Source organism: Klebsiella sp. PCX, assembly GCF_021869705.1.
GTDB classification, from domain to species: domain Bacteria; phylum Pseudomonadota; class Gammaproteobacteria; order Enterobacterales; family Enterobacteriaceae; genus Klebsiella; species Klebsiella quasipneumoniae.
Window position 1 is genome coordinate 4573771 of record NZ_CP091527.1, and the last position, 25192, is coordinate 4598962.

At 55.9% G+C, this 25192-nt stretch carries 24 protein-coding genes and 2 tRNA genes; 7 read left to right on the top strand and 19 right to left on the bottom strand.

The window, feature by feature from the left end; all coding sequences use genetic code 11:
• Window positions 1–21: 21 nt before the first annotated feature.
• The gene (locus GQR96_RS21855; RefSeq protein ID WP_025999208.1) at window positions 22–312 is read left to right on the top strand and encodes a GIY-YIG nuclease family protein; all 291 of its coding nucleotides are present in this window, start codon (window positions 22–24) and stop codon (window positions 310–312) included.
• Here GQR96_RS21855 and GQR96_RS21860 read toward each other — a convergent pair.
• A complete protein-coding gene (locus tag GQR96_RS21860; RefSeq protein ID WP_004206163.1) occupies window positions 299–802 on the bottom strand; it encodes a GNAT family N-acetyltransferase in 504 nt (167 codons plus the stop codon). The genes GQR96_RS21855 and GQR96_RS21860 overlap by 14 nt on opposite strands.
• On the bottom strand, window positions 796–1320 hold the full coding sequence (locus GQR96_RS21865) for a ubiquinone anaerobic biosynthesis accessory factor UbiT (RefSeq protein WP_002918231.1): 525 nt from the start codon (window positions 1318–1320) through the stop codon (window positions 796–798). Before GQR96_RS21865 ends, GQR96_RS21860 begins: the two co-directional genes overlap by 7 nt.
• A 221-nt stretch (window positions 1321–1541) precedes the next feature.
• Between GQR96_RS21865 and GQR96_RS21870 the strand changes: the two genes are divergently transcribed.
• The 3 genes from GQR96_RS21870 (at window position 1542) to GQR96_RS21880 (ending at window position 4572) form a co-directional block, all read left to right on the top strand.
• Window positions 1542–2537 (top strand): ubiquinone anaerobic biosynthesis protein UbiU, encoded by a 996-nt coding sequence (locus GQR96_RS21870; protein ID WP_004206164.1) that lies wholly within the window; start codon window positions 1542–1544, stop codon window positions 2535–2537.
• Window positions 2538–2542: 5 nt separating this feature from the next.
• Window positions 2543–3421 carry a U32 family peptidase gene (locus GQR96_RS21875; protein ID WP_064150911.1) on the top strand — a complete coding sequence of 293 codons (879 nt, stop codon included), beginning with the start codon at window positions 2543–2545 and terminating at the stop codon, window positions 3419–3421.
• A gap of 143 nt (window positions 3422–3564) precedes the next feature.
• Complete coding sequence (locus tag GQR96_RS21880; protein ID WP_065878028.1) at window positions 3565–4572, top strand: luciferase-like monooxygenase; 1008 nt, start codon at window positions 3565–3567, stop codon at window positions 4570–4572.
• Window positions 4573–4616: 44 nt separating this feature from the next.
• Here GQR96_RS21880 and mtr read toward each other — a convergent pair whose 3' ends face one another.
• The 12 genes from mtr to GQR96_RS21940 all read right to left on the bottom strand — a co-directional run bounded on the left by mtr (window position 4617) and on the right by GQR96_RS21940 (window position 18318).
• Entirely contained in the window at window positions 4617–5861 is a 1245-nt protein-coding gene (mtr, locus tag GQR96_RS21885) for a tryptophan permease (RefSeq protein ID WP_004206167.1), read from the bottom strand.
• A 143-nt stretch (window positions 5862–6004) separates the two neighbouring features.
• Complete coding sequence (gene deaD, locus GQR96_RS21890) at window positions 6005–7936, bottom strand: ATP-dependent RNA helicase DeaD (protein WP_004206168.1); 1932 nt, start codon at window positions 7934–7936, stop codon at window positions 6005–6007.
• Window positions 7929–8009, bottom strand: coding sequence for a protein YrbN (yrbN, locus tag GQR96_RS21895; protein WP_085903200.1), 81 nt, complete (start codon window positions 8007–8009; stop codon window positions 7929–7931). The genes deaD and yrbN overlap by 8 nt, the downstream gene beginning before the upstream one ends.
• 104 nt (window positions 8010–8113) lie before the next feature.
• On the bottom strand, window positions 8114–8998 hold the full coding sequence (nlpI, locus tag GQR96_RS21900) for a lipoprotein NlpI (RefSeq protein ID WP_004206169.1): 885 nt from the start codon (window positions 8996–8998) through the stop codon (window positions 8114–8116).
• Window positions 8999–9106: 108 nt separating this feature from the next.
• Window positions 9107–11242 carry a polyribonucleotide nucleotidyltransferase gene (gene pnp, locus GQR96_RS21905; RefSeq protein WP_004206170.1) on the bottom strand — a complete coding sequence of 712 codons (2136 nt, stop codon included), beginning with the start codon at window positions 11240–11242 and terminating at the stop codon, window positions 9107–9109.
• Between the two features lie 242 nt (window positions 11243–11484).
• Window positions 11485–11754 carry a 30S ribosomal protein S15 gene (rpsO, locus tag GQR96_RS21910; protein WP_002918244.1) on the bottom strand — a complete coding sequence of 90 codons (270 nt, stop codon included), beginning with the start codon at window positions 11752–11754 and terminating at the stop codon, window positions 11485–11487.
• A 148-nt stretch (window positions 11755–11902) separates the two neighbouring features.
• Window positions 11903–12847: a tRNA pseudouridine(55) synthase TruB gene (truB, locus tag GQR96_RS21915; RefSeq protein WP_017899913.1), complete on the bottom strand. Its 945-nt coding sequence runs from the start codon at window positions 12845–12847 to the stop codon at window positions 11903–11905.
• Complete coding sequence (rbfA, locus tag GQR96_RS21920) at window positions 12847–13248, bottom strand: 30S ribosome-binding factor RbfA (protein ID WP_002918248.1); 402 nt, start codon at window positions 13246–13248, stop codon at window positions 12847–12849. The genes truB and rbfA overlap by 1 nt, the downstream gene beginning before the upstream one ends.
• A gap of 102 nt (window positions 13249–13350) precedes the next feature.
• Entirely contained in the window at window positions 13351–16041 is a 2691-nt protein-coding gene (infB, locus tag GQR96_RS21925) for a translation initiation factor IF-2 (RefSeq protein ID WP_004206173.1), read from the bottom strand.
• Window positions 16042–16065: 24 nt separating this feature from the next.
• Complete coding sequence (gene nusA / locus GQR96_RS21930; protein ID WP_002918252.1) at window positions 16066–17553, bottom strand: transcription termination factor NusA; 1488 nt, start codon at window positions 17551–17553, stop codon at window positions 16066–16068.
• Window positions 17554–17580: 27 nt separating this feature from the next.
• The gene (rimP, locus tag GQR96_RS21935; RefSeq protein WP_002918364.1) at window positions 17581–18033 is read right to left on the bottom strand and encodes a ribosome maturation factor RimP; all 453 of its coding nucleotides are present in this window, start codon (window positions 18031–18033) and stop codon (window positions 17581–17583) included.
• Between the two features lie 208 nt (window positions 18034–18241).
• Window positions 18242–18318: transfer RNA gene (locus GQR96_RS21940), tRNA-Met, on the bottom strand.
• 307 nt (window positions 18319–18625) lie between these two features.
• Between GQR96_RS21940 and argG the strand changes: the two genes are divergently transcribed.
• The 3 genes from argG (at window position 18626) to GQR96_RS21955 (ending at window position 21677) form a co-directional block, all read left to right on the top strand.
• Window positions 18626–19969, top strand: coding sequence for an argininosuccinate synthase (gene argG, locus GQR96_RS21945; RefSeq protein WP_004144895.1), 1344 nt, complete (start codon window positions 18626–18628; stop codon window positions 19967–19969).
• Between the two features lie 173 nt (window positions 19970–20142).
• Window positions 20143–20772, top strand: coding sequence for a winged helix-turn-helix transcriptional regulator (locus GQR96_RS21950; RefSeq protein ID WP_004206175.1), 630 nt, complete (start codon window positions 20143–20145; stop codon window positions 20770–20772).
• Between the two features lie 353 nt (window positions 20773–21125).
• Window positions 21126–21677 carry a YfaZ family outer membrane protein gene (locus GQR96_RS21955; RefSeq protein ID WP_032456656.1) on the top strand — a complete coding sequence of 184 codons (552 nt, stop codon included), beginning with the start codon at window positions 21126–21128 and terminating at the stop codon, window positions 21675–21677.
• Between the two features lie 41 nt (window positions 21678–21718).
• On the opposite strand, the gene GQR96_RS21960 is transcribed toward GQR96_RS21955, so the two are convergent.
• From GQR96_RS21960 to folP, 5 genes are all read right to left on the bottom strand, one after another.
• Window positions 21719–21967, bottom strand: a complete 249-nt coding sequence (locus tag GQR96_RS21960) for a hypothetical protein (protein ID WP_072206933.1) — start codon at window positions 21965–21967, stop codon at window positions 21719–21721.
• 297 nt (window positions 21968–22264) lie between these two features.
• Window positions 22265–22351, bottom strand: a tRNA-Leu gene (locus tag GQR96_RS21965).
• 9 nt (window positions 22352–22360) lie between these two features.
• Window positions 22361–22690, bottom strand: a complete 330-nt coding sequence (secG, locus tag GQR96_RS21970; RefSeq protein WP_002918369.1) for a preprotein translocase subunit SecG — start codon at window positions 22688–22690, stop codon at window positions 22361–22363.
• A gap of 229 nt (window positions 22691–22919) precedes the next feature.
• Entirely contained in the window at window positions 22920–24257 is a 1338-nt protein-coding gene (gene glmM / locus GQR96_RS21975) for a phosphoglucosamine mutase (protein ID WP_004206179.1), read from the bottom strand.
• Window positions 24250–25098: a dihydropteroate synthase gene (folP, locus tag GQR96_RS21980; protein WP_004206182.1), complete on the bottom strand. Its 849-nt coding sequence runs from the start codon at window positions 25096–25098 to the stop codon at window positions 24250–24252. Before folP ends, glmM begins: the two co-directional genes overlap by 8 nt.
• Between the last annotated feature and the right edge of the window lie 94 nt (window positions 25099–25192).

Consider the following 25192-nt stretch of genomic DNA (forward strand, 5'->3'; position numbering starts at 1 on the left):
ACACCTTACCATAGTGACTTTATAACCGTGTGCTGGTTTCTGTATCTCATTCGAACCGCGGATAATCGCCTCTATACCGGCATCACCACCGATGTGCCGCGCCGCTTTCGCCAGCATCAGGCAGGGAAAGGCGCGAAGGCGTTGCGCGGCAAAGGCGACCTGCAGCTGGCCTTTAGCCATGAAGTTGGTGAACACTCACTTGCTTTGCGGCTGGAATACCGCATTAAGCAGCTAACGAAGCGCGAAAAAGAGCGCCTCGTTGCCGGAGAAGATACCGTCGAAACCCTGCTGGCAAGGCTCAAAAACGATTAAAGTGGTCGCTGTATTCGACCTGGCCGTGGACACCTTCGAGGGCGTCATCCGCCAGGCGGTGCACCTGGAACGCCTCCGCGCTGTCCGGCCAGCGGCAGCGGAGATCGAAGCGCGCGGCCGGTTCAAAACCAAAGCGACGGTATAACTCCGGGTCGCCCAGCGTCACCACCGCGGCATAGCCAAACTCATTCAGCGAATCCAGCCCTTCATAGACCAGCTGCCGGCCAATGCCCTGTCCACGGTAGCGTTCATCCACCGCCAGCGGCGCCAGGCCGACCCACTGTAGCTCTTCACCTTCCACCGCAACCGGGCTGAAGGCAACGTAGCCGATCACCTGGCCTTCATCATCCGTCGCCACTACCCCCAGCGTGATCAGTCCATCTTCACGCAGATCGTGCACCAGCTGCGCCTCGGCATCGCGGCCGAAGGTACGACGCAGCAGCGCGTCGATTCCCGGTGCATCAATCCCAATTTCCACTCGAATCAGCATGCCTCACCTACCGATGTCTGTTCAGGTTTCTGCGGGCTCTTCAGTCCAGCTTCGACAAAATCCGCCAGTTGCAGCAACATCACGCGCAGCGCTTTGGGCATCTGCTCGAGCTCAATGGCGTCCATCAAATTTTTTACATACAGCCCCAGCTCCGTATCGCCTTCAATAACCAGACGACGCTGGAAGAATAGCGTATCCGGATCCTGCTTGCGCGCGGCGATCATTAACAGATCGCTGGCGTCGGCGCTGAAGCTGACGTCGGCGTCCGCCTGCTGGCTGACCACCAGGCGACCATCGACTACCGAGGTATACCACAGCAGACCGATGTCACGCACATGAATACTTAACCAGCGCCCCTCGAGAAACTCCAGCTCTCCCTCCGCCAGCGCCTGGCGAAACTGCCAACTAAGCACCTGCTCCAGCACCTGGCGCTTGAGGGCAAAAGGCGCCAGCTTAACCGGCACGCTCATTAAAGACGGGCCAAAGTGGACCAGCCGGGAACGCAGTTTATCCAACACAAGCTTTACTCCATGAATGCAATTGTGCCGCTATTGTGCCATATCACATAAACAACATAGCGGCGTAAATCAACAAAAACGCGATGACGGCAGCCCGTTATTGGCGCCGCCAATACACTTTTAACTGCCTCAAATCAAAAATTGTCACCAGAAGGTTAACTAAAATCCCTGCTCGTTAACCATTCAGCGTCCCTGACGGGCCGCATTTTTCAGGAAAAATTATGGAGCTGCTCTGCCCAGCCGGTAACCTTCCGGCGCTTAAGGCGGCCATCGAAAACGGCGCCGATGCCGTCTATATCGGGCTGAAAGATGACACCAACGCCCGCCACTTTGCCGGCCTTAATTTCACCGAAAAGAAACTGCAGGAAGCCGTCAGCTTTGTGCATCAGCACCGTCGTAAGCTGCATATCGCCATCAACACCTTCGCCCACCCCGACGGCTACGCCCGCTGGCAGCGCGCGGTGGATATGGCGGCTCAGTTGGGCGCCGATGCGCTCATTCTGGCCGATATCGCCATGCTGGAGTACGCCGCGGAGCGCTATCCGCATATAGAACGCCATGTCTCGGTACAGGCTTCCGCCACCAATGAAGAGGCCATTCGCTTCTATCATCGCAACTTCGACGTGGCGCGCGTCGTACTGCCGCGGGTGTTATCTATTCACCAGGTGAAACAGTTGGCTCGCGCCACGCCGGTGCCGCTGGAAGTCTTTGCCTTCGGCAGCCTGTGCATCATGGCGGAAGGCCGCTGCTATCTCTCTTCCTACCTGACCGGCGAATCGCCCAACACCGTCGGCGCCTGCTCGCCTGCGCGCTTCGTGCGCTGGCAGCAAACCCCACAGGGGCTGGAATCGCGTCTCAATGAAGTGCTGATTGACCGCTATCAGGATGGGGAAAACGCCGGTTATCCGACCTTGTGTAAAGGCCGCTACCTGGTCGATGGCGAGCGCTATCACGCGCTGGAGGAGCCCACCAGCCTCAATACCCTGGAACTGTTGCCGGAGTTGATGGCCGCCAATATCGCCTCAGTGAAAATCGAAGGCCGTCAGCGCAGCCCGGCCTACGTCACCCAGGTAGCGAAAGTCTGGCGCCAGGCGATCGATCGCTGCAAAGCCGATCCACAGAATTTCGTGCCGCAATCCGCATGGATGGAAACCCTTGGCTCCATGTCCGAAGGGACACAAACCACCCTTGGCGCCTACCACCGTAAATGGCAGTGAGAAACATGAAATATTCATTAGGGCCAGTGCTTTACTACTGGCCAAAAGAGACGCTGGAAGATTTTTACCAGCAGGCAGCCAACTGCAGCGCCGACACCATTTATCTCGGCGAAGCGGTGTGCAGCAAACGCCGTGCCACCAAAGTCGGCGACTGGATTGAGATGGCGAAAGCGCTGGCGAGCAGCGGCAAACAGGTGGTGCTGTCTACTCTCGCACTGGTGCAGGCCTCCTCCGAACTGGGCGAGCTAAAGCGCTATGTCGATAACGGGGAGTTCCTGATTGAGGCCAGCGATTTGGGCGTGGTCAATCTCTGCGCCGAACGCAAGCTGCCGTTCGTCGCCGGGCATGCGCTGAACTGCTACAACGCCGTTACCCTGCGCCTGCTGTTAAAACAGGGCATGGTGCGCTGGTGCATGCCGGTGGAGCTTTCCCGCGACTGGCTGGCTAATTTACTGACCCAGTGCGAAGAGCTGGGCATTCGCAATCAGTTTGAAGTCGAAGTGCTGAGCTACGGCCATCTGCCGCTGGCTTATTCCGCCCGCTGCTTTACCGCCCGCTCGGAAGATAGGCCAAAGGATGAGTGCGAGACCTGCTGCATCAAATACCCAACCGGACGCAGCATGCTGTCCCAGGAGAACCAGCAGGTGTTCGTACTCAACGGTATCCAGACCATGAGCGGCTATGTCTACAACCTGGGCAATGAGCTGACGTCCATGCACGGCTTGGTGGATATGGTACGCCTGTCGCCGATGGGCAACGAGACCTTCGCCATGCTCGACGCCTTCCGCGCCAATGAAAACGGCGCTGCGCCGTTGGCGCTCACCGGCAACAGCGATTGCAACGGCTACTGGAAACGGCTGCCCGGGCTGGCGCTGCAGGCCTGATAAACCGCTCACTTTGTTAACAGCAGTGCTCAGATTTTAATGCATTATTAAAGATGCAGCTTTTCTGGCTGGCGCGTCCTGGATGCACCAGGCTGGAAGAAGACCTTCAATCTGATGACGATGCTGTAGCAAAGTGAGCCTTTATGACTGACAAATCTGTTCCGTTCTCGGTGCTCGATCTGGCGCCGATCCCGCAAGGATCTTCTGCCAAAGAAGCCTTTACCCACTCTCTGGATCTCGCCCGGCTGGCCGAATCGCGCGGTTATCACCGCTACTGGCTGGCGGAGCACCACAATATGGTCGGCATTGCCAGCGCAGCGACCTCGGTGCTGATTGGCTATCTCGCCGCCAATACCACTACCCTGCATCTGGGTTCCGGTGGCGTGATGTTGCCCAACCATTCGCCGCTGGTGATCGCCGAGCAGTTCGGCACCCTGAACACCCTCTATCCCGGGCGTATAGACCTCGGCCTTGGCCGCGCGCCGGGCAGCGATCAGCCCACCATGCGCGCCCTGCGTCGCCATATGAGCGGCGATGTCGATAACTTCCCGCGCGACGTGGGGGAACTGGTGGACTGGTTTGACGCCCGCGATCCGAACCCGCACGTGCGCCCGGTTCCCGGCTACGGGGAGCGCATTCCGGTGTGGCTGCTGGGTTCAAGCCTCTACAGCGCCCAGCTGGCGGCGCAGCTCGGTTTGCCGTTCGCATTCGCCTCGCACTTCGCGCCGGATATGCTGTTCCAGGCCCTGCACCTGTATCGCAGCAACTTTACGCCCTCCGCGCGGCTGGAAAAACCGTATGCCATGGTGTGCATCAATATCATCGCCGCCGACAGCAACCGCGATGCGGAGTTTCTCTTCACTTCCATGCAGCAGGCGTTTGTGAAGCTGCGTCGCGGCGAAACCGGACAGCTGCCGCCGCCGGTGGAAAATATGCATCAGCTGTGGTCAGCGTCCGAGCAGTATGGCGTGCAGCAGGCGCTGCGCATGTCGCTGGTGGGTGATAAAACTAAAGTCCGCCACGGCTTAGAGTCGATTATGCGGGAAACCGAGGCGGACGAAATCATGGTCAATGGCCAGATCTTCGACCACCAGGCGCGGCTGCATTCTTTCGATTTAGCGATGCAGGTGAAAGAGGAATTGTTGGGTTAATCAAAATCCAGGCCCGGTGGACGTCGCGCCACCGGGTAAGCCTCTTACTGGTAAACCGGCAGCAGATTAACGCTCGACAGAATGTGTACAACCGCATTGCCAAGGCCAAACAGTAGGATCAGCACAATCATCGGTGTTCCGCCCCATACGCGGAACTGTGGGCTGCCGAAGCGTTTACGCGAGGCGCGAGCCAGCAGCGCCGGTACAATCGCCGCCCAGATCGTCGCCGCCAGGCCGGCATAGCCGATGGCGTAGAGGAAGCCATCGGGTTTCACCAGCCCGCCCATCATCGGCGGAATAAATGTCAGCAGCGCAGTTTTAAAGCGCCCCAGCGCGCTGTCGTCAAAACCAAACAGATCCGCCAGGTAGTCGAACAGCCCCAGCGTGACGCCAAGGAACGAGCTGGCGACGGCAAAGTTAGAGAATACCACCAGCAGCAGATCCAGGCTCCGGCTGTTCAGCACCCCGCTCAGGGCCTGCACCAGCACATCAATATTGCCGCCCTTCTGCGCGATGTCGATAAACTGCGGACGCGGGATATTGCCCATCGTCACCAGCAGCCAGACCACGTACAGACCCAGCGCCAGCAGCGTACCGTAGGTTAAGCAGCGGATAATGGTGCGTGGATCTTTGCCGTAGTATTTCATCAGGCTCGGCACATTGCCGTGGTAGCCAAACGAGGCCAGGCAGAACGGCAGCGTCATTAGCAGATATGGCGCATAGGAGGCGTTCTTTTCCGCAACGTTAAACAGCGTCGTCGGCTCGACGTGCCCCAGCAGACTGCCAAAGGTCAGGAAGAAAGTGATCACCTTGGCGCCGAGCACAATAGCCGTCATGCGGCTCACCGCCCTGGTGCTCATCCAGACGATAAATGCCACCAGCAGCGCAAAGCCAAAACCCGCCGCCCGCGCCGGCACGTTCAGCGACATCTCGCTAAACGTATGATGTAGTATCGAGCCGCTGGCTGAAATATAGGCGTAGGTCAGGATATACAGCACAAAGGCGATCGACACGCCGTTGACCAGGTTCCAGCCCTTGCCGAGCAGGTCTTTGGTAATGGTGTCGAAGCTGGAGCCGATCCGGTAGTTAAGGTTGGCCTCGAGGATCATCAGACCGGAGTGCAGCATGCAGAACCAGGTGAAAACCAGCGCCGCCAGCGACCAGAAAAACCACGCGCCGGACATCACCACCGGCAGCGAGAACATACCCGCGCCGATAATCGTGCCGCCGATGATCACCACGCCGCCAAACAGGGACGGACGGGTTGCCGTAGTGGTTAGTGTCGCCATTTACCGAAATCTCCAGTCAAAAATACTTTCCCACGATGGGTGCGAAGCACTGTACCAGTACACGAGTACAAAAGAAATAAAAAAAGCCCCAATCATGACGATCGGGGCTGTATTATTTAGTTTACGCTAGCGGGCTGCGTTAATTATGCATCGCCACCGAAGCGACGGCGACCGGCAGAGTCATCGCGGCGCGGCGCGGATGCATCGTCACGACGCGGCGCACGGCCTTCACGACGTTCGCCGCTGAAACGACGACCATCACCACGACCACCTTCACGACGCTCGCCACCGAAGCCACGACCGCCTTCACGACGCTCACCGCCGAAGCTACGACCGCCTTCACGACGTTCACCACCGCCACGACGTTCGGTGCGCGGCTGCGCATCGCCCAGCAGCTGCATGTTCATCGGCTTGTTCAGGATGCGGGTACGAGTAAAGTGCTGCAGCACTTCGCCCGGCATCCCTTTCGGCAGTTCGATGGTGGAGTGAGAAGCGAACAGCTTGATGTTACCGATGTAGCGGCTGCTGATATCGCCTTCATTAGCGATCGCGCCAACGATATGACGCACTTCAACACCGTCATCGCGACCCACTTCAATGCGATACAGTTCCATATCGCCTACGTCACGACGCTCACGCTTCGGACGATCTTCGCGATCGCCACGCGGAGCGCGATCGTTGCGGTCGCCACGACGCTCGAAGCGATCGTCACGGTCACGGAACTCACGACGCGGACGCATCGGCGCATCCGGCGGCACGATCAGCGAGCGTTCGCCCTGGGCCATTTTCAGCAGCGCGGCAGCCAGCGTTTCCACGTCCAGCTCTTCGCCTTCCGCCGTCGGCTGGATTTTCGCCAGCAGCGCACGGTACTGGTCCAGATCGCTGCTTTCCAGCTGCTGCTGGACTTTCGCGGCGAATTTTTCCAGACGACGCTTGCTCAGCAGCTCTGCGTTCGGCAGTTCCACTTCCGGGATGGTCAGCTTCATCGTACGTTCGATGTTGCGCAGCAGACGACGTTCACGGTTCTCAACGAACAGCAACGCGCGGCCCGCGCGGCCCGCACGACCGGTACGACCGATACGGTGAACGTAGGATTCAGAATCCATCGGGATGTCGTAGTTCACCACCAGGCTGATACGTTCAACGTCCAGACCACGGGCTGCCACGTCAGTCGCAATCAGGATATCCAGACGACCGTCTTTCAGACGCTCCAGGGTCTGCTCACGCAGCGCCTGGTTCATGTCGCCGTTCAGCGCCGCGCTGTTGTAGCCGTTACGCTCCAGCGCTTCAGCCACTTCCAGGGTCGCGTTTTTGGTACGGACGAAGATAATCGCCGCATCAAAATCTTCCGCTTCCAGGAAACGCACCAGCGCTTCGTTTTTACGCATACCGTAGGCAGTCCAGTAGCTCTGGCTGATGTCCGGACGAGTGGTCACGCTGGACTGAATACGCACTTCCTGCGGCTCTTTCATAAAGCGGCGGGTAATGCGACGGATCGCTTCCGGCATGGTGGCGGAGAACAGCGCGGTCTGATGCCCTTCCGGGATCTGCGCCATAATGGTTTCTACGTCTTCGATAAAGCCCATGCGCAGCATTTCATCTGCTTCATCCAGTACCAGACCGCTCAGTTTAGAGAGGTCCAGGGTGCCGCGCTTCAGGTGGTCCAGCAGACGACCCGGGGTACCGACAACAATCTGCGGACCCTGACGCAGGGCGCGCAGCTGCACGTCATAACGCTGGCCGCCGTACAGGGCAACCACGTTTACGCCGCGCATATGTTTAGAGAATTCCGTCATTGCTTCAGCAACCTGTACCGCCAGCTCGCGGGTCGGCGCCAGCACCAGGATCTGTGGTGCTCTCAGCTCAGGATCGATGTTGTTCAGCAGCGGTAAAGAAAACGCTGCGGTTTTACCGCTACCGGTCTGGGCCATACCCAGAACGTCGCGGCCGTCCAGCAGATGCGGAATGCACTCAGCCTGGATCGGAGATGGTTTTTCGTAACCCAGATCGTTAAGCGCTTCAAGGATAGGAGCCTTCAGGCCCAGATCTGCAAAAGTGGTTTCGAATTCAGCCATGTAGTACGTGTGCCTCAAAATTAATGGCGGCCAGTCTACATAACTCATCGTGAAAATTTACGGTAATTTTCATTGAAAAGTGTGAACCGGCTCAAAGTAGGTGTATTAACGAACAACAACGCCCTCACCCGCGAAGGTGATGGCAAGCAAAAAACTATGGGCTGATGTGTTCGTCAGCTATTGCTGGTCCGATTCTGCCAGGTCATCTTGCTCCTGGCCCAAGAGCGATAATTCCAACAATGCGTATCGGTGCTCAACGTAGTTATGTACGTTGTTGGCGACCGCCAGTTTGAACAGTGCCGTAGCGCTGTCCTTGTCCCCCAGACTTAGGTAGTACTTACCTAAATAGAAGTTGGTTTCACTGAGATGCTCAGCGAGCGAGGTGTTATCCGTTGCGTCTGCCTTCAGACGAGTCATCAGCTCTTTTTCGCTAATGTCGCCAAGGTAGAACTCGACAATGTTCCATCCCCATTGCTCTTTGTCCGACTTGTCTAAGCGCTCTCTGAGTGCTTCAAGCGCCCGCTTCTCGTCGAGTTTACGCTCGGCGATATAAAGCCACAGGCTACGGAAAGGATCATTGGGATCGTCTTGATAAAACGCCAGCAGATCATCTTGCGCTAACTTAGCCCGGCCGCCGTAATACAGGGCGATACCGCGGTTCAAGTGCGCGTAGTTGTAAGTTGGATCAAGCTCAAGTACAGAATCAAACGCTTCATAGGCAGCATCAAAATTGCCTGCCTGCGTTAAGTAAATACCTAAGTAATTGAATACTTCAGGCATATCGGGTCGGATTGCCAGCGCTTGTGAAAAATCATTTCGCGCTAATGCCCTCAGACCGAGACTATCATACAACACTCCGCGCTCATATAAAAGCTGTGCGCGTTCGTCATCGGATAAAGCCCGACTGGCAAGAATTTGTTCCATACGTGCCAGAATCACTTCTTGCTGTAAAGTCGGTTGCAATGGTACTGCGAGGACGGCGTCCTTACGCCAGGCGGTGCTACTGCATCCTGCCAGCGTGAGAGCTGTCGCCACGAAACACCAGCGCAAAAAAGGCTTCATTTCCCACTCCCGAAGACAACGATTGGATGAACGTCCTGTTCCCCGGCTGCAAACGAGGCGTCCTGCCCGTAAAACGCCCTCCGCAAAAGCGGAGGGCTAACGGCAACCTTACTCGCCCTGCTCGGCAGCCGGAACTTCCGGCGCTGCGGCAGACGGAGTCTGTTCAGTTGCTTCTTTGATGCTCAGACGGACACGGCCCTGGCGGTCAACTTCCAGAACCTTAACCGGCACTTCCTGACCCATCTGCAGGTAGTCAGTCACTTTCTCAACGCGCTTGTCAGCGATCTGCGAGATGTGAACCAGACCTTCTTTACCGCCGCCGATGGCAACGAACGCGCCAAAGTCAACGATACGGGTCACTTTACCATTGTAGATACGGCCAACTTCGATCTCAGCGGTGATCTCTTCGATACGACGGATAGCATGCTGTGCTTTGTCGCCGTCAGTCGCTGCGATCTTCACGGTACCGTCATCTTCGATTTCGATGGTGGTACCGGTCTCTTCGGTCAGGGCACGGATAACAGAACCGCCTTTACCGATAACGTCTTTGATCTTGTCCGGGTTGATCTTGATGGTATGGATACGCGGTGCGAATTCAGAGATATCGCCGCGCGGCGCGTTAATCGCCTGCTCCATCACGCCCAGGATGTGCAGACGCGCACCTTTAGCCTGGTTCAATGCAACCTGCATGATTTCTTTGGTGATACCTTCAATTTTGATATCCATCTGCAGCGCAGAGATACCGTCGCGGGAACCCGCTACTTTGAAGTCCATATCGCCAAGGTGGTCTTCGTCACCGAGGATGTCAGACAGCACGACGAAGTTGTCGCCTTCTTTCACCAGACCCATGGCGATACCCGCCACGGCGGCTTTCACCGGCACACCAGCGTCCATCAGCGCCAGAGAGGCACCGCAGACGGAAGCCATGGAAGAAGAGCCGTTAGATTCGGTGATTTCAGACACCACCCGTACGGTGTACGGGAATTCTTCGATAGTCGGCATCACGGCCAGAACGCCGCGCTTAGCCAGACGACCGTGACCGATTTCACGACGCTTCGGAGACCCCACCATGCCAGTTTCACCTACGGAGTACGGAGGGAAGTTGTAGTGGAACAGGAAGGAGTCGGTACGCTCGCCCATCAGTTCATCGATGTTCTGCGCATCGCGTGCGGTACCCAGCGTCGCGGTAACCAGCGCCTGCGTTTCGCCACGGGTGAACAGTGCGGAACCGTGAGTACGCGGCAGAACGCCGGTACGAACGTCCAGACCACGGATCATATCTTTTTCGCGACCATCGATACGCGGCTCACCGGCCAGCACGCGGCTACGAACCACGTTTTTCTCGATAGCGTGCAGGATTTCACCCAGTTCGTTAGCGTCCAGGGTTTCATCTTCTGCAACCAGCGTAGCGATGGTTTCAGATTTGATCACATCAACCTGAGCGTAACGCTCTTGTTTGTCGGTGATACGGTAAGCATCGCTCAGGCGGGATTCAGCCAGCGCAGCAACGCGCGCGTTCAGCGCTTCGTTGACGGCTTCCGGCTGCCAGTCCCAACGTGGTTTACCGGCTTCTTTCACCAGGTCGTTGATGTTCTGGATAACAATCTGCTGCTGCTCGTGGCCAAAGACCACCGCGCCCAGCATCTGGTCTTCGCTCAGCAGTTCCGCTTCGGATTCCACCATCAGTACGGCCGCTTCGGTACCGGCCACCACCAGATCCAGTTTGCTGGACTTCAGCTCTTCCTGGGTCGGGTTCAGTACGTACTGGTCGTTGATGTAACCCACGCGCGCGGCGCCGATTGGGCCATTGAACGGAATACCAGACAGGGACAGCGCTGCGGAAGCGCCGATCATCGCGACGATATCCGGGTTAACCTGCGGGTTAACGGAAACAACGGTGGCGATAACCTGTACTTCGTTAACGAAGCCTTCCGGGAACAGCGGGCGAACCGGGCGGTCAATCAGACGCGCGATCAGGGTTTCGCCTTCGCTTGGGCGGCCTTCACGACGGAAGAAACCACCCGGGATTTTACCGGCAGCGTAGGTACGCTCCTGGTAGTTAACCGTCAGCGGGAAAAAGTCCTGGCCTGGCTTCGCTTTTTTCTGGCCCACAACGGTCACGAATACCGCAGTGTCATCCATGCTAACCATCACAGCGGCCGTTGCCTGGCGCGCCATCATGCCGGTTTCCAGGGTCACGGTATGCTGGCCGTACTGGAATTTACGAACGATCGGATTAAGCAAAATTCTATCCTTTTTATCTATAAATCACGCCATATCTACGACATAGCGTCTATTGACCCGATCCTCTGCATCCTCGCGACTAATGACAACCTTTACCCGCCCCTGCGGATGAAGCCTCTCATTAGCCGCGCGAACCTCTGCATGAAGATCATTACTAGCAACAATACATGAGTTTTGAATGAATTGCTGCCGCCCGGTCGAAAAAAGGGGCCGTCAGGCCCCTTTTTCTGAAACTCGCAGAATTAGCGACGCAGACCCAGACGCTCGATCAGCGCGGAGTAACGTGCAACATCTTTACGTTTCAGGTAGTCGAGCAGTTTACGACGCTGAGAAACCATGCGCAGCAGACCACGACGGCTGTGGTGATCTTTTTTGTGCTCTGCAAAGTGGCCCTGCAGGTGGTTGATCTGTGCAGTCAGCAGTGCAACCTGAACTTCGGTAGAACCGCTGTCGTTTTCGCCACGACCAAACTCAGAAACGATTTTTGCTTTAGCTTCAACGCTTAGAGACATTTTAGAACTCCAGAAATTAAAAGAAAGAAAGGGTGCCGATCTCTAATTCAGCGACCCCTGATGCAACGCCCGAAAATGTTAAAACACTTTAGCGGACGTTAAGCGGCGATATTCTACTCGTAGCAGGCTTTTATCGCAAGAAAAGCGCTTACGCCGGGTATTCCACCACCAGACGACGCGGCGCCACGCGGCCTTCATCGTCAATTTCGCCCATGCCGAGAAACTTGCCGGATTCGCTTTCCATCACCCGTACCAGCCCGTTAAGCGGCGCGCCTGACTGACGTACCGGGTTGCCGTTTTTAAAGTAGACCGCGGAGGTCTCCGGGATGGTCACCAGCGGATAGTCCGAGGCCGGGCTGTCCATGGGCATCAGCAGCGGATCGAGCAGCTGCGCGGCAGGAATATCCTGCGCCGCCGCCTGATCGACCAGCGCCTGCAGCTGCTCGAGGGTTACCATCCGCTCAACCGGGTATTTGCTCACCGCCAGGCGACGCAGGAAAATCACGTGCGCGCCGCAGCCGAGCTTCTCACCTAAATCATCGATAATCGTCCGGATGTAGGTGCCTTTCGAGCAGTGGATCTCCAGCTCCAGCTCATCGCCTTCGTGGCGGATAAACAGCAGCTCATAGACGGTAATCGGCCGGGATTCCCGCGGGACGTCAATCCCCTGACGGGCATACTCGTACAGCTTCTTGCCCTGATATTTCAGCGCCGAGTACATCGACGGCACCTGCTGCGTTTCGCCGCGGAAGCTGTCCAGCGCCGCCGCCAGCTGTTCGTCGCTAAAGGTCAGCGGGCGCTCTTCCACCACCTGGCCGTCGGCATCGGAGGTATCGGTGCGCTGGCCAAGTTTGGCGATCACGCGGTAGCGCTTATCGGAATCCAGCAGGTATTGGGAAAACTTAGTCGCTTCGCCAAGGCAGATCGGCAGCATGCCGGTCGCCAGCGGATCCAGCGCGCCGGTGTGTCCGGCGCGGTTGGCGTTATATATACGCTTTACTTTCTGCAGCACATCGTTGCTGGAGGCGCCCTGAGGCTTATCCAGCAGCAATACGCCGTGCACGTCGCGGCCGCGACGACGAGGACGACTCATCAGTCCTCCTTGCTGTCGTCCGGGTTCACACGACGCTCATCGTCGTGTTTCACCACGCTGGTGACCAGGTTGGACATGCGCATCCCTTCCACCAGTGAGTTATCGTAGAAGAAGGTCAGCTCCGGCACGATGCGCAGGCGCATCGCTTTCCCCAGCAGAGAGCGGATAAAGCCAGAGGCTTCCTGCAACGCTTTGATGCCCGCTTTCACCGCGGCTTCATCTTTGTCGTTGAGGAAGGTGACATACACCTTGGCATAGGCCAGGTCACGGGACATTTCCACACCGGAAACGGTGGTCATCATGCCCAGACGCGGGTCTTTGATTTCACGCTGCAGGATAATCGCAATCTCTTTTTGCATCTCCTGGGCCACGCGCTGCGGGCGACCAAATTCTTTCGCCATAATAAATTCTCCAGAATAAAGACAAAAAAGGGGCCTAAAGCCCCTTTTTAAAATGATTGCCGGGTGGCGCTTCGCTTCCCCGGCGGCTTAGCCATCCGATGATTAATCGATGCTACGCTGGATTTCGATGATTTCGAACACTTCGATCATATCGCCAACGCGAACGTCGTTGTAGTTCTTCACACCGATACCACATTCCATGCCGTTACGGACTTCGTTAACGTCATCTTTGAAGCGGCGCAGGGATTCCAGCTCGCCTTCATAGATAACCACGTTGTCACGCAGCACGCGGATTGGGTTGTGACGTTTGATGGTCCCTTCGGTAACCATACAGCCCGCGATGGCGCCGAATTTCGGCGATTTAAAGACATCGCGCACTTCAGCCAGACCGATGATCTGCTGTTTCAGTTCCGGAGACAGCATACCGCTCATCGCCGCTTTCACTTCGTCGATCAGGTTATAGATGACGGAGTAGTAGCGCAGATCCAGGCTTTCCGCTTCGATAACTTTACGCGCAGAGGCATCGGCACGAACGTTGAAGCCAACCAGAATCGCGTTGGATGCTGCAGCCAGGGTGGCGTCGGTTTCGGTGATACCACCTACGCCGGAACCGATGATCTTCACTTTCACTTCGTCGGTAGACAGTTTCAGTAAGGAATCGGAAATCGCTTCGACAGAACCCTGTACGTCAGCTTTCAGCACGATGTTCACTTCGTGAACTTCGCCTTCGGTCATGTTAGCGAACATGTTTTCCAGTTTAGATTTCTGCTGACGCGCCAGCTTAACTTCACGGAATTTGCCCTGACGATACAGCGCCACTTCACGCGCTTTTTTCTCGTCACGAACCACGGTCACTTCGTCACCGGCAGCCGGCACACCGGACAGGCCGAGGATTTCCACCGGAATGGACGGACCCGCTTCCAGCACTTCGCGACCCAGTTCGTCACGCATCGCACGCACACGGCCGTATTCGAAGCCGCACAGAACGATATCACCCTTGTGCAGAGTACCTTCGCGAACCAGAACGGTAGCAACCGGACCACGACCTTTATCAAGGAAGGATTCGATCACTGCGCCGCTCGCCATCCCGTTACGGACCGCTTTCAGCTCGAGGACTTCAGCCTGCAGCAGGATCGCGTCCAGCAGGTCGTCGATACCGGTACCGGCTTTCGCGGAGACGTGGACGAACTGGCTCTCGCCGCCCCACTCTTCCGGCAGGATGCCGTACTGGGACAGTTCATTCTTCACGCGGTCCGGATCGGCTTCAGGCTTATCGATCTTGTTCACCGCAACTACCACCGGCACCTGCGCCGCTTTGGCGTGCTGGATAGCTTCGATAGTCTGCGGCATCACGCCGTCGTCTGCCGCCACCACCAGAACCACGATATCCGTCGCCTGCGCACCACGAGCACGCATGGAGGTAAACGCGGCGTGGCCCGGGGTATCCAGGAAGGTGATCATGCCGTTGTCGGTTTCTACATGGTAAGCACCGATGTGCTGGGTAATACCACCCGCTTCGCCGGAGGCAACCTTAGTAGAACGAATATAGTCCAGCAGCGAGGTTTTACCGTGGTCAACGTGACCCATGATGGTCACAACCGGTGCGCGCGGTTCAGCCGCCGCGCCGGTGTCACGGTCGCTCATTACCGCTTCTTCCAGCTCGTTTTCACGACGCAGGATAACTTTGTGGCCCATCTCTTCGGCAACCAGCTGTGCGGTTTCCTGGTCGATGACCTGGTTGATGGTCGCCATGGCGCCCAGCTTCATCATCGCTTTGATGACCTGAGAACCTTTCACCGCCATCTTGTTAGCCAGTTCGCCAACGGTGATGGTTTCGCCGATCACCACGTCACGGTTAACGGCCTGCGCCGGCTTCTGGAAGCCCTGCTGCAGAGCAGAACCCTTACGGTGCTTACCGCCTTTACCGCCGCGAACGGCCGCACGGGCTTCTTCACGATCGGCTTTCGATTCAGCGTGTTTGTTGCCTTTCTTCGCCGGACGCGCCGCTTTGCTGCTGCGGCTGCGGCCGCGACCGCCTTCGACTTCACGATCGTTATCATCTTCAGCCTGACGAGCATGCTGTGACGTGGTGACGTGATAGTCGCTGGTGTCTTCCGGGCTGTCTGAAGTTTCAGACCAATTTTTTTCGTTTTCTTCTGCCATACGGCGTGCTTCTTCCGCTACACGGCGCGCTTCTTCTTCAAGTTTGCGGCGTGCTTCTTCTTCCGATTTGCGCTTCAGTTCCGCGGCTTCGTTCTCGCGACGGATCTTTTCAGCCTGGGCGGTTTTGGTCATTTCGTCGGTATGTTGATTGCTCACTTTGTCTTTTTCCGCAGCTTCACGTTTCGCTTTATCAGCGACTTCACGTTTAGCTTGTTCTGCGGCCTCACGTTCAGCTTTTAATTGCGCCTCGCGTTTCGCTGCTTCTTCAGCTTCACGACGGGCCTGCTCTTCCGCTTCACGCTGCGCCTGCTCTTCCGCGGCCAGGCGTTCAGCCTCTTGCGGATCGCGTTTCACAAAGGTGCGTTTCTTGCGGACTTCGATTTGTACCGATTTACTCTTTCCACCGGTACCTGGAATATTCAACGTACTGCGCGTCTTACGCTGTAACGTCAGCTTGTCTGGCGCCGAACCATGCTCACGGTTCAGGTGCGTCAACAAAGTTTGTTTCTCTTGCGAGGTCACAGAATCATCAGCCGTTTTGCGGATGCCTGCGTCAGCAAATTGCTGTATCAGGCGATCCACAGAGGTCTGAATCTCTGAGGCCAGCGCTTTAATAGTCACATCTGTCATGCTGTTCCTTCCTGCTACAGTTTATTACGCTTCGTCGCCGAACCAACAAATGTTGCGAGCGGCCATGATGAGCTCGCCAGCTTTCTCGTCGGTCATCCCTTCGATATCAGCCAGGTCATCAACGCCCTGCTCGGCGAGATCTTCCAGCGTACAAACACCACGGGCAGCCAGTTTGAATGCCAGGGCACGATCCAGACCTTCGAGATTCAACAGATCATCGGCAGGTTTGTTATCTCCCAGGCTTTCTTCCTGAGCCAGCGCCAGCGTAGTCAGTGCGTTTTTCGCACGCTCACGAAGTGCTTCAACGGTGGCTTCATCCAGACCGTCGATTTCCAGCAGTTCTTTCATCGGCACATAGGCCAGCTCTTCCAGCGAGGAGAAGCCTTCTTCAACCAGCACTGTCGCGAAATCTTCATCAATATCGAGATATTTGGTGAAGGTATCGATAGCGGCATGCGCTTCCGCCTGGTGCTTAGCCTGCAGATCGTCAACGGTCATCACGTTGAGTTCCCAGCCGCTAAGCTGCGAGGCCAGGCGGACGTTCTGACCGTTACGGCCAATCGCCTGCGCCAGGTTGCCCGCTTCTACCGCGATATCCATGGTGTGTTTATCTTCATCCACCACGATGGACGCGACGTCTGCCGGCGCCATAGCGTTAATCACGAACTGCGCCGGGTTATCATCCCAGAGGACGATATCGATACGCTCGCCGCCCAGCTCAGTGGAAACCGCCTGCACGCGCGCGCCGCGCATACCGACGCAAGCGCCAACCGGGTCGATACGCTTGTCGTTGGTTTTCACCGCGATTTTGGCACGAGATCCCGGATCGCGAGCCGCCGCTTTGATTTCCAGCACTTCTTCACCGATTTCCGGCACTTCGATGCGGAACAGTTCGATCAGCATCTCAGGTTTGGAACGGGTCACGAACAGCTGGGCGCCACGCGCTTCCGGACGGACTGCGTACAGTACGCCGCGAATGCGGTCGCCCGGGCGGAAGTTCTCACGCGGCAGCATATCTTCACGCAGGATCACGGCTTCAGCGTTGTTGCCCAGATCCAGAGTGATGTTGTCGCGGTTCACTTTTTTCACCACGCCGGTGATGATCTCACCTTCGTGCTCGCGGAACTGATCGACCACCATTGCGCGCTCGGCTTCGCGAACTTTCTGCACGATAACCTGTTTAGCGGTCTGGGTGGTGATGCGGTCGAAAGTGACAGACTCAATCTGATCTTCGACGTAGTCACCGACGTTCATGCTTTCATCTTCGAAACGCGCGGCTTCCAGCGTGATCTCGCGCGTCGGCTGGGTCACTTCTTCTACAACCAGCCAGCGACGGAAAGTGTCGAAATCGCCGCTCTTACGGTCGATTTCAACGCGAACGTCGATCTCTTGTTCGTATTTTTTCTTGGTGGCCGTTGCCAGCGCGCTTTCCAGCGCTTCGAAAATTTTCTCACGCGGCAGCGCTTTTTCGTTGGAAACGGCTTCAACAACAGCCAAAATTTCTTTGTTCATCGGGGCCTTTCACCTCAATCCAGACTGTTAAAAGTGGGGAACCAGGTTCGCCTTCTGGATGTTACTCAGCGCGAACACTTCATCTTTGCCTTCGACGGTTACCGTGATCATTTCACCGTCTACCGCTTTGATAATGCCCTGCCATTTGCGACGGTTCTGAACCGCCATGCGCAGCACCAGCGCAACTTCTTCGCCAGTGAAACGTTGATAGTGTTCGGCGGTGAACATCGGACGGTCGAGACCAGGCGAAGAGACTTCCAGGTTGTAAGCGACAGTGATCGGGTCTTCGACATCCATGACGGCGCTTACCTGGTGGCTCACATCAGCACAATCATCAACGTTGATGCCATCTTCACTATCAATATAGATGCGCAGTGTGGATGTGCGACCGCGAATAAATTCGATGCCGACCAGCTCAAAGCCAAGCGCTTCAACCGGCGCAGTGAGCATCTCTGTCAATTTTTGCTCTAATGTGGACAAACCCACCCCCAAGACATAAAAAAAGGGCGTATAGCCCAGTTATTCTGAAGTCAGATAACAAAAAACCCCGATAAATCGGGGCTTTAGATAACTGAACCCTGAGATCGCCATGGCGATCTGGAACACCTTCCGCAAGAATTCTTTCAAATTCGGCTACGAAGGACACCTAGTCCTCACAGTATATTTGAAAAAGTACTTAATGGGAAAGTGGTTGCGGGGGCCGGATTTGAACCGACGACCTTCGGGTTATGAGCCCGACGAGCTACCAGGCTGCTCCACCCCGCGCCTGAAACGTGGCATATTTTACTCTTTTTGAGCAAAAGACGCAAATACTGCTGGGATTTGGTACCGAAGACGGGACATAAAATCGGGATGAATTGTAACGGCAACTAGTATATTTTGTCAACATGCATTTTAGCGCCCCCGATTGCCGTTTGTGCTGGTATTTCAGGCTTTTTTAGCAAAAAGATGATGAAGCCCTTCCTGTCGCCAGTAAAAGATGGTTAAATGAATACTCACAATTAATGCATAAAAATGCAGTTAAGGTTGTTGGGTCGAACTCACCACAGTCTATCGAGCAGGGTTTTATTTTATGACGACGATTCTCAAGCATCTCCCGGTTGGTCAACGTATTGGTATCGCTTTCTCTGGTGGACTGGATACCAGCGCCGCGCTGTTATGGATGCGCAAAAAAGGCGCCGTGCCTTATGCATATACCGCTAACCTGGGTCAACCGGACGAAGACGACTACGATGCTATTCCGCGCCGCGCGAAAGAGTACGGCGCCGAAGGTGCCCGTCTGATCGACTGCCGCAAACAGCTGGTCGCAGAAGGGATCGCCGCGATTCAGTGTGGCGCTTTCCATAACACCACTGGCGGGTTGACCTATTTCAACACCACGCCGCTGGGCCGCGCGGTCACCGGCACCATGCTGGTAGCGGCAATGAAAGAAGACGGCGTTAACATCTGGGGCGATGGCAGCACCTATAAAGGCAACGATATCGAACGTTTCTATCGCTACGGCCTGCTGACCAACGCTGAACTGCAGATCTACAAACCGTGGCTGGACAGCGATTTCATCAATGAACTCGGCGGCCGTCACGAAATGTCCGAATTTATGATCGCCTGCGGCTTTGACTACAAGATGTCGGTCGAGAAAGCCTATTCCACCGACTCCAACATGCTCGGCGCTACCCACGAAGCGAAAGATCTGGAGTTTCTGAATTCCAGCGTCAAGATCGTCAACCCGATTATGGGCGTGAAGTTCTGGGACGAAAACGTGAAGATCCCTGCGGAAGAAGTCACCGTACGCTTTGAGCAAGGCCACCCGGTGGCGCTGAATGGCAAAACCTTCGCCGATGACGTTGAAATGATGCTGGAAGCCAACCGCATCGGCGGTCGTCACGGCCTGGGCATGAGCGACCAGATCGAAAACCGCATTATCGAAGCGAAAAGCCGCGGCATTTATGAAGCCCCGGGGATGGCGCTGCTGCATATCGCCTACGAGCGTCTGCTGACCGGTATTCATAACGAAGATACTATCGAGCAGTATCATGCTCACGGTCGCCAGCTGGGCCGTCTGCTGTATCAGGGCCGCTGGTTCGATTCCCAGGCGCTGATGCTGCGTGATTCGCTGCAGCGCTGGGTCGCCAGCCAGATCACCGGCGAAGTCACCCTTGAGCTGCGTCGCGGCAATGACTACTCGATCCTCAATACGGTATCAGACAACCTGACCTATAAAGCAGAGCGCCTGACCATGGAAAAAGGCGATTCCATGTTTACCGCTGAAGACCGTATCGGCCAGCTGACCATGCGTAATCTGGATATCACCGATACCCGCGAGAAGCTGTTCGGTTATGCGCAGTCTGGCCTGCTGAGCGCCTCCTCAGCGACGGGTTTACCGCAGGTTGAAAATCTGGAAAACAAAGGCAAATAATCGCCTGACGATGTTTACTCTCTCTGCCGGCGGCTCTCCGCCGGCTTTTTATTTTTTGTTACCAGTTAGCAGCAGAAAAATCGAAAAGAGGCATTTTTTCCTTATCACCCGGCCGGCAAAATTGTTGACTATAATAGCCTCAATTGATTAATTCATATCTGGTGATAAACATCATGAATATTAAACCGCCGATCAGGCCGCAAAAGGCCATTGACCGACTGATCGATGTGCTTGAGCCACACGCGACGCCCGTTAACGCGATCGCCAGAAAAAGACTAACGTGGGAATATAAAGGTAAGACCCAACTCTTTATTTTTAAAAAAGGCGAGCTGTCGATTATTCGTAATTCCGACAAGCTATTGATGGTTACCGTCTATGAGCCGCATCTGTTCGGCGTGGCGGAAATGCTGCAACCCAGCCGCAGCCATAGTCTGCGGGCGGAGGTCTCTTCCGAACTGCTGCGTATCGATTATGACCTGGCGTCGGCGCTATTCCGTCAGCACAACCTGTGGGAAGAAGTCACCAGCCTGCTGGCTTATCATACCTCGTATATGGTATATCGTGACGATCTGGTCCTGCAGCAGCGAACCTATTCGGTGATCCGTAACCATCTGCTGGAAATGATGCTCTTAACCGAAGAGACCCGGCAGCGCGTGTCTATTCTGGAATATATTCAGGACCGGACCCATCTGTCGCGCAGCAGTATTCTCAATGTCTTGTCAGCCTTAAAGAAAGGCGGTTATATTGCCTTTGCCCGCGGCGGTTATTTGCAAAGTATCGCCTCGCTTCCGGAAAAATTCTAACCCGCGCCCGTCACCATCTTTTTGTCGTTATTCACCTTACTGTTGAAAATGTTTAAATTTAAATCAATAAACGCTAACGGTAAAAAAAGAAAAATTTTATGCTGAGTTCCTGAATTTACCGGTGGACAACATGTCCCTGAGCTCAACCAGCAGACTGCCACTCACGGCGTTAACCGCCGGGCCTGCATCAGCTCAGGATATGCCACCGGAAATCGGCCAGGCGTGAGCAACGGCAGCGGGAGTTGACCCCTCTTGTTTGCCGTCTGCAGCGACCATAACGATGAGATCCAAGAACCCGTTAATTTTGCCCGAACGCCCGTATCGGGCTTTTTTTTATCTGAAGGAATTCAACAATGAAGTCTATTGCTCCAAAAATGGTTGCCGTGATGATCGCTTTAGGGGCCAGCAGCGCTGCCTGCGCATCCGTTAACCTGCATGGTGAAGCCGGCGCCGAGTTTACCAATCTGTCCGCCAGCTTTGGTGCCGGGGAACCTGGCATGACGTTCAACACCCAGTGGGCCCACAGCGACAATGACGGGGACAGCGTAGGACTGGGAATGGGTTACAACTTTAACCTCGGGCCCTTTCTGATGACGCTGGGCGGTAAAGGGGTCTATTTGAACCCTAAAGACGGTGATGAAGGTTACGCTATCGCCGCAGGTGGCGGAGCAGAACTCCCACTCGGCCAGTACTTCACGCTCTTCGGTGAGGGTTATTACTCGCCGGACTCGATGTCCAGCGGCGTCGATGATTATGTAGAGGCTAATGCCGGGCTACGCCTTAACGTGCTCCCGTCGCTAAATATTGAAGCTGGCTATCGTTATATCGATATGGCGGGGAAAGATGGCAACCGCGACAACACCCTCGCCGACGGGGCCTATGCCGGGGTTAACTTCCGCTTTTAATCCATGCACAGGGATTGCCTTCCGGCAGTCCCTGTCTCATCTCAGCTGGTCAGTGGCACGCTTTTCAGTACACGGTTGATCTCCTGCAGACCAGCAACATTATTCTCTTTACGGTAAACGTCATTCATGGATGCCATCTGCTCCAGGCGGGTCAACGCGCCATACACCTGATATGCCTCGCTGTGTCTGTCGAACACATCGCGGCGCTCCACATCCTGCAAATAATGGCTTTTCAACGAATGATTAAGGCGACCAATCAGTGCCGTATTGTCCTGGAAATAGCGCGTCACCGCCTGGGCATTGTTCGCCGCAGTCCCCGGCTCACTGTGCGATACCGGTACGGTTAGCGTATTAATCGTCTCCACCGTTTTGGATGGGGATGTTGAACTGCATCCCGCTAAACCGAGCACGCCGGCGACGATAAGCACCCCGATCTTGTTCATTGTGTCACTTCACCTCTGTTAATTTGACGAGGCGACTTTAACGACAGCAAAAGGAGGGGACCAGCGAAGAGATGTTTAATAATAAATGGTCGGTGGGGACAAAAACAAAAAAAGACGCTTTTCAGCGTCTTTCTTCTGGAATATTGGTACCGAGGATGGGACTCGAACCCACAAGCCCGTTAGGGCACTACCACCTCAAGGTAGCGTGTCTACCAATTCCACCACCTCGGTACAGAATACTTAGTGCGGGATATCGCTGGTCGGCTGAGCCGGCGCAGTTGGCTGAGTTTGCTCCGTTTTCGGCGCGCTCAGGTTATCCCACTCACTTCCTTTACTGGTCTTGTTGCTGTTGATGTTACCCAGCGCCAGACTGATGATGAAGAACAGCGCAGCCAGGATGCCGGTCATACGGGTCATGAAGTTACCAGAACCGCTGGACCCAAACAGTGTGCCGGAAGCGCCTGCACCGAAGGAGGCTCCCATATCAGCGCCTTTACCTTGCTGCAGCATAACCAGACCTACGAGGCCAATCGCTACAATAAGGAAAACAACCAAAAGAGCTTCGTACATAATCAACCTGTTCCTTGCGGATTCGCCGCATACCAAGTGCTTCGACCAATAAAGTGGGACGTTTTAACGTTTCCCACTGAAGCGGGTGTGAATACTAACCAAAGCGAATGACCTTCGCAAGGGCAATTTCGACACATTGTATCAACTGCAGAAAAAAACAGCAAAAAGCCGGTATTCGATCATAAAAAAGGCGGCAAGCGCCGCCTTTTTAACCACTTAGCCGGCAAGCTTAGACGCTTTTTACCGCTTCGGCGATGCGATGCGCAAACTCGTGCACCTGATCTTCATGCTCGCCTTCCACCATGACGCGGATCAGCGGCTCCGTACCCGATTTACGCAGCAGGACGCGGCCACGCTTACCTAATGCCGCTTCCACTTCTGCGGTCACCGCTTTGACATGCTCATTCTCCAGAGGGTTGCCGCTGCCCTCGGTAAAGCGCACATTCACCAGCAGCTGAGGGAACATCTTCATGCCGCTGCACAGGTCATGCAGGCTCATGTGGTTGCGTACCATCGCCGCGACCACCTGCAGACTGGCGACGATGCCATCGCCGGTGGTGGTTTTATCCAGCAGGATCACATGGCCGGAGTTTTCCGCACCGATGCGCCAGCCTTTTTCCTGAAGCATCTCCAGCACATAGCGGTCGCCCACCTTCGCACGGGCAAACGGGATGCCTAGCTGCTTGAGCGCCAGCTCCAGGCCCATATTGCTCATCAGCGTACCGACGGCGCCGCCGCGCAGCTGTCCCTGACGCAGCCCTTCCCGGGCGATGATGTAGAGGATTTGGTCACCATCGACTTTATTGCCTTCATGGTCAACCATGATCACCCGATCGCCATCGCCGTCGTAGGCAATGCCCAGATCGGCTTTTTCCGCCAGCACGCGCGCCTGCAGCGCCCGCACGTCGGTAGCCCCGACCTCTTCGTTGATGTTGAGGCCGTCAGGCTCACAGCCCATCGCGATAACCTGGGCGCCCAGCTCGCGGAATACATTAGGAGCGATGTGGTAGGTTGCGCCATGCGCACAGTCCACCACCACTTTCAGCGTGGAGAGGCTCAGTTCATTGGGAAAGGTGCCTTTACAAAACTCAATGTAGCGCCCCGCGGCATCGACGATACGGCTGGCTTTACCCAGCTCAGCCGAATCCACACAGGTGAGTTCTTTCTCCATTTCGGCTTCAATCGCCTCTTCCACATCATCAGGCAGCTTGGTGCCCTCAATGGAGAAGAACTTGATGCCGTTGTCGTAGAAAGGGTTATGTGAAGCGGAGATGACGATCCCCGCCTCGGCGCGAAAGGCGCGCGTCAGGTAGGCAATCGCCGGCGTCGGCATTGGCCCGGTGAACGATGCAGAGAGTCCCGCTGCCGCCAGCCCGGCTTCCAGCGCCGATTCCAGCATATAGCCCGAAATACGGGTATCCTTGCCGATGATAATTTTACGCGAGCCGTGGCGCGCTAACACTTTACCCGCCGCCCAGCCGAGCTTAAGCACAAATTCCGGAGTGATCGGCGCATCGCCGACGCGGCCACGAATACCATCGGTGCCAAAATACTTGCGGTTACTCATAACGTTTTTTTCCCTTAGCGGCGAGGGTGGCTTCCACCACGCGCAGCGCTTCTACCGTTTCTTTGACATCATGGACGCGGATAATCTGCGCGCCCTGCATTGCTGCTATGACGGCACACGCCAGGCTGCCGTTCAGCCGTTCCGACGGCCCAACGTTCAGCAACTGACCTACCATCGACTTACGCGACATACCGACCAGCAGCGGCAGACCAAAGTGATGAAACTCTCCCAGCCTGGCCAGCAACTGATAATTGTGGGTGAGATTTTTACCGAAACCGAATCCCGGGTCGAGCAGCAATTTTTCTTTTGCGATCCCCGCCTGTTCGCAGCGCACGATGTGTTCATTAAAAAAGCGCTCTACATCGGCGAAGACATCCTCATACTTCGGCGCCTCCTGCATGGTTTTCGGCTGTCCCTGCATATGCATCAGACACACCGGCAACCCGGTTTCCGCCGCAGCCTGCAGCGCGCCGGGTTCGGTCAGCGAACGAATATCGTTAATGATATGCGCCCCCGCTCGGGCCGATTCGCGGATAACCTCCGCTTTGGAGGTGTCCACTGAGATCCACACCTCAAAGCGCTGGGCGATAGCCTCCACCACCGGGATCACCCGCGCAAGCTCCTCTTCCACGCTAACCTCAGCCGCCCCTGGCCGCGTCGATTCACCGCCGATATCAATGATGGTCGCCCCGGCGTTGATCATCAGATTGGCATGCTTCACCGCCTCAATCAGCGAATTATGGGCGCCGCCATCAGAGAAGGAGTCAGGCGTCACATTAAGAATACCCATCACGTGGGGGTGAGAGAGATCGAGGGTTGAGCCCTGGGCTACAAGTTTCATCACAAAATCCCTGAGACAGAAGAGGTTAAAAAAGAAAAACCCCGGAGCGGGCGCCCCGGGGTTTTAAGGTTAAAACAAGACATCAACAGCGGCA

Bases quoted from the DNA above. Each gene is read 5' to 3' on its own strand.
- GQR96_RS21860 (WP_004206163.1), bottom strand. From the start codon at position 802: ATGCTGATTCGAGTGGAAATTGGGATTGATGCACCGGGAATCGACGCG.
- GQR96_RS21870 (WP_004206164.1), top strand. From the start codon at position 1,542: ATGGAGCTGCTCTGCCCAGCCGGTAACCTTCCGGCGCTTAAGGCGGCC.
- GQR96_RS21875 (WP_064150911.1), top strand. From the start codon at position 2,543: ATGAAATATTCATTAGGGCCAGTGCTTTACTACTGGCCAAAAGAGACG.
- GQR96_RS21880 (WP_065878028.1), top strand. From the start codon at position 3,565: ATGACTGACAAATCTGTTCCGTTCTCGGTGCTCGATCTGGCGCCGATC.
- mtr (WP_004206167.1), bottom strand. From the start codon at position 5,861: ATGGCGACACTAACCACTACGGCAACCCGTCCGTCCCTGTTTGGCGGC.
- deaD (WP_004206168.1), bottom strand. From the start codon at position 7,936: ATGGCTGAATTCGAAACCACTTTTGCAGATCTGGGCCTGAAGGCTCCT.
- yrbN (WP_085903200.1), bottom strand. From the start codon at position 8,009: ATGAAAATTACCGTAAATTTTCACGATGAGTTATGTAGACTGGCCGCC.
- nlpI (WP_004206169.1), bottom strand. From the start codon at position 8,998: ATGAAGCCTTTTTTGCGCTGGTGTTTCGTGGCGACAGCTCTCACGCTG.
- rpsO (WP_002918244.1), bottom strand. From the start codon at position 11,754: ATGTCTCTAAGCGTTGAAGCTAAAGCAAAAATCGTTTCTGAGTTTGGT.
- truB (WP_017899913.1), bottom strand. From the start codon at position 12,847: ATGAGTCGTCCTCGTCGTCGCGGCCGCGACGTGCACGGCGTATTGCTG.
- rbfA (WP_002918248.1), bottom strand. From the start codon at position 13,248: ATGGCGAAAGAATTTGGTCGCCCGCAGCGCGTGGCCCAGGAGATGCAA.
- infB (WP_004206173.1), bottom strand. From the start codon at position 16,041: ATGACAGATGTGACTATTAAAGCGCTGGCCTCAGAGATTCAGACCTCT.
- nusA (WP_002918252.1), bottom strand. From the start codon at position 17,553: ATGAACAAAGAAATTTTGGCTGTTGTTGAAGCCGTTTCCAACGAAAAA.
- argG (WP_004144895.1), top strand. From the start codon at position 18,626: ATGACGACGATTCTCAAGCATCTCCCGGTTGGTCAACGTATTGGTATC.
- GQR96_RS21950 (WP_004206175.1), top strand. From the start codon at position 20,143: ATGAATATTAAACCGCCGATCAGGCCGCAAAAGGCCATTGACCGACTG.
- GQR96_RS21955 (WP_032456656.1), top strand. From the start codon at position 21,126: ATGAAGTCTATTGCTCCAAAAATGGTTGCCGTGATGATCGCTTTAGGG.
- secG (WP_002918369.1), bottom strand. From the start codon at position 22,690: ATGTACGAAGCTCTTTTGGTTGTTTTCCTTATTGTAGCGATTGGCCTC.
- glmM (WP_004206179.1), bottom strand. From the start codon at position 24,257: ATGAGTAACCGCAAGTATTTTGGCACCGATGGTATTCGTGGCCGCGTC.
- folP (WP_004206182.1), bottom strand. From the start codon at position 25,098: ATGAAACTTGTAGCCCAGGGCTCAACCCTCGATCTCTCTCACCCCCAC.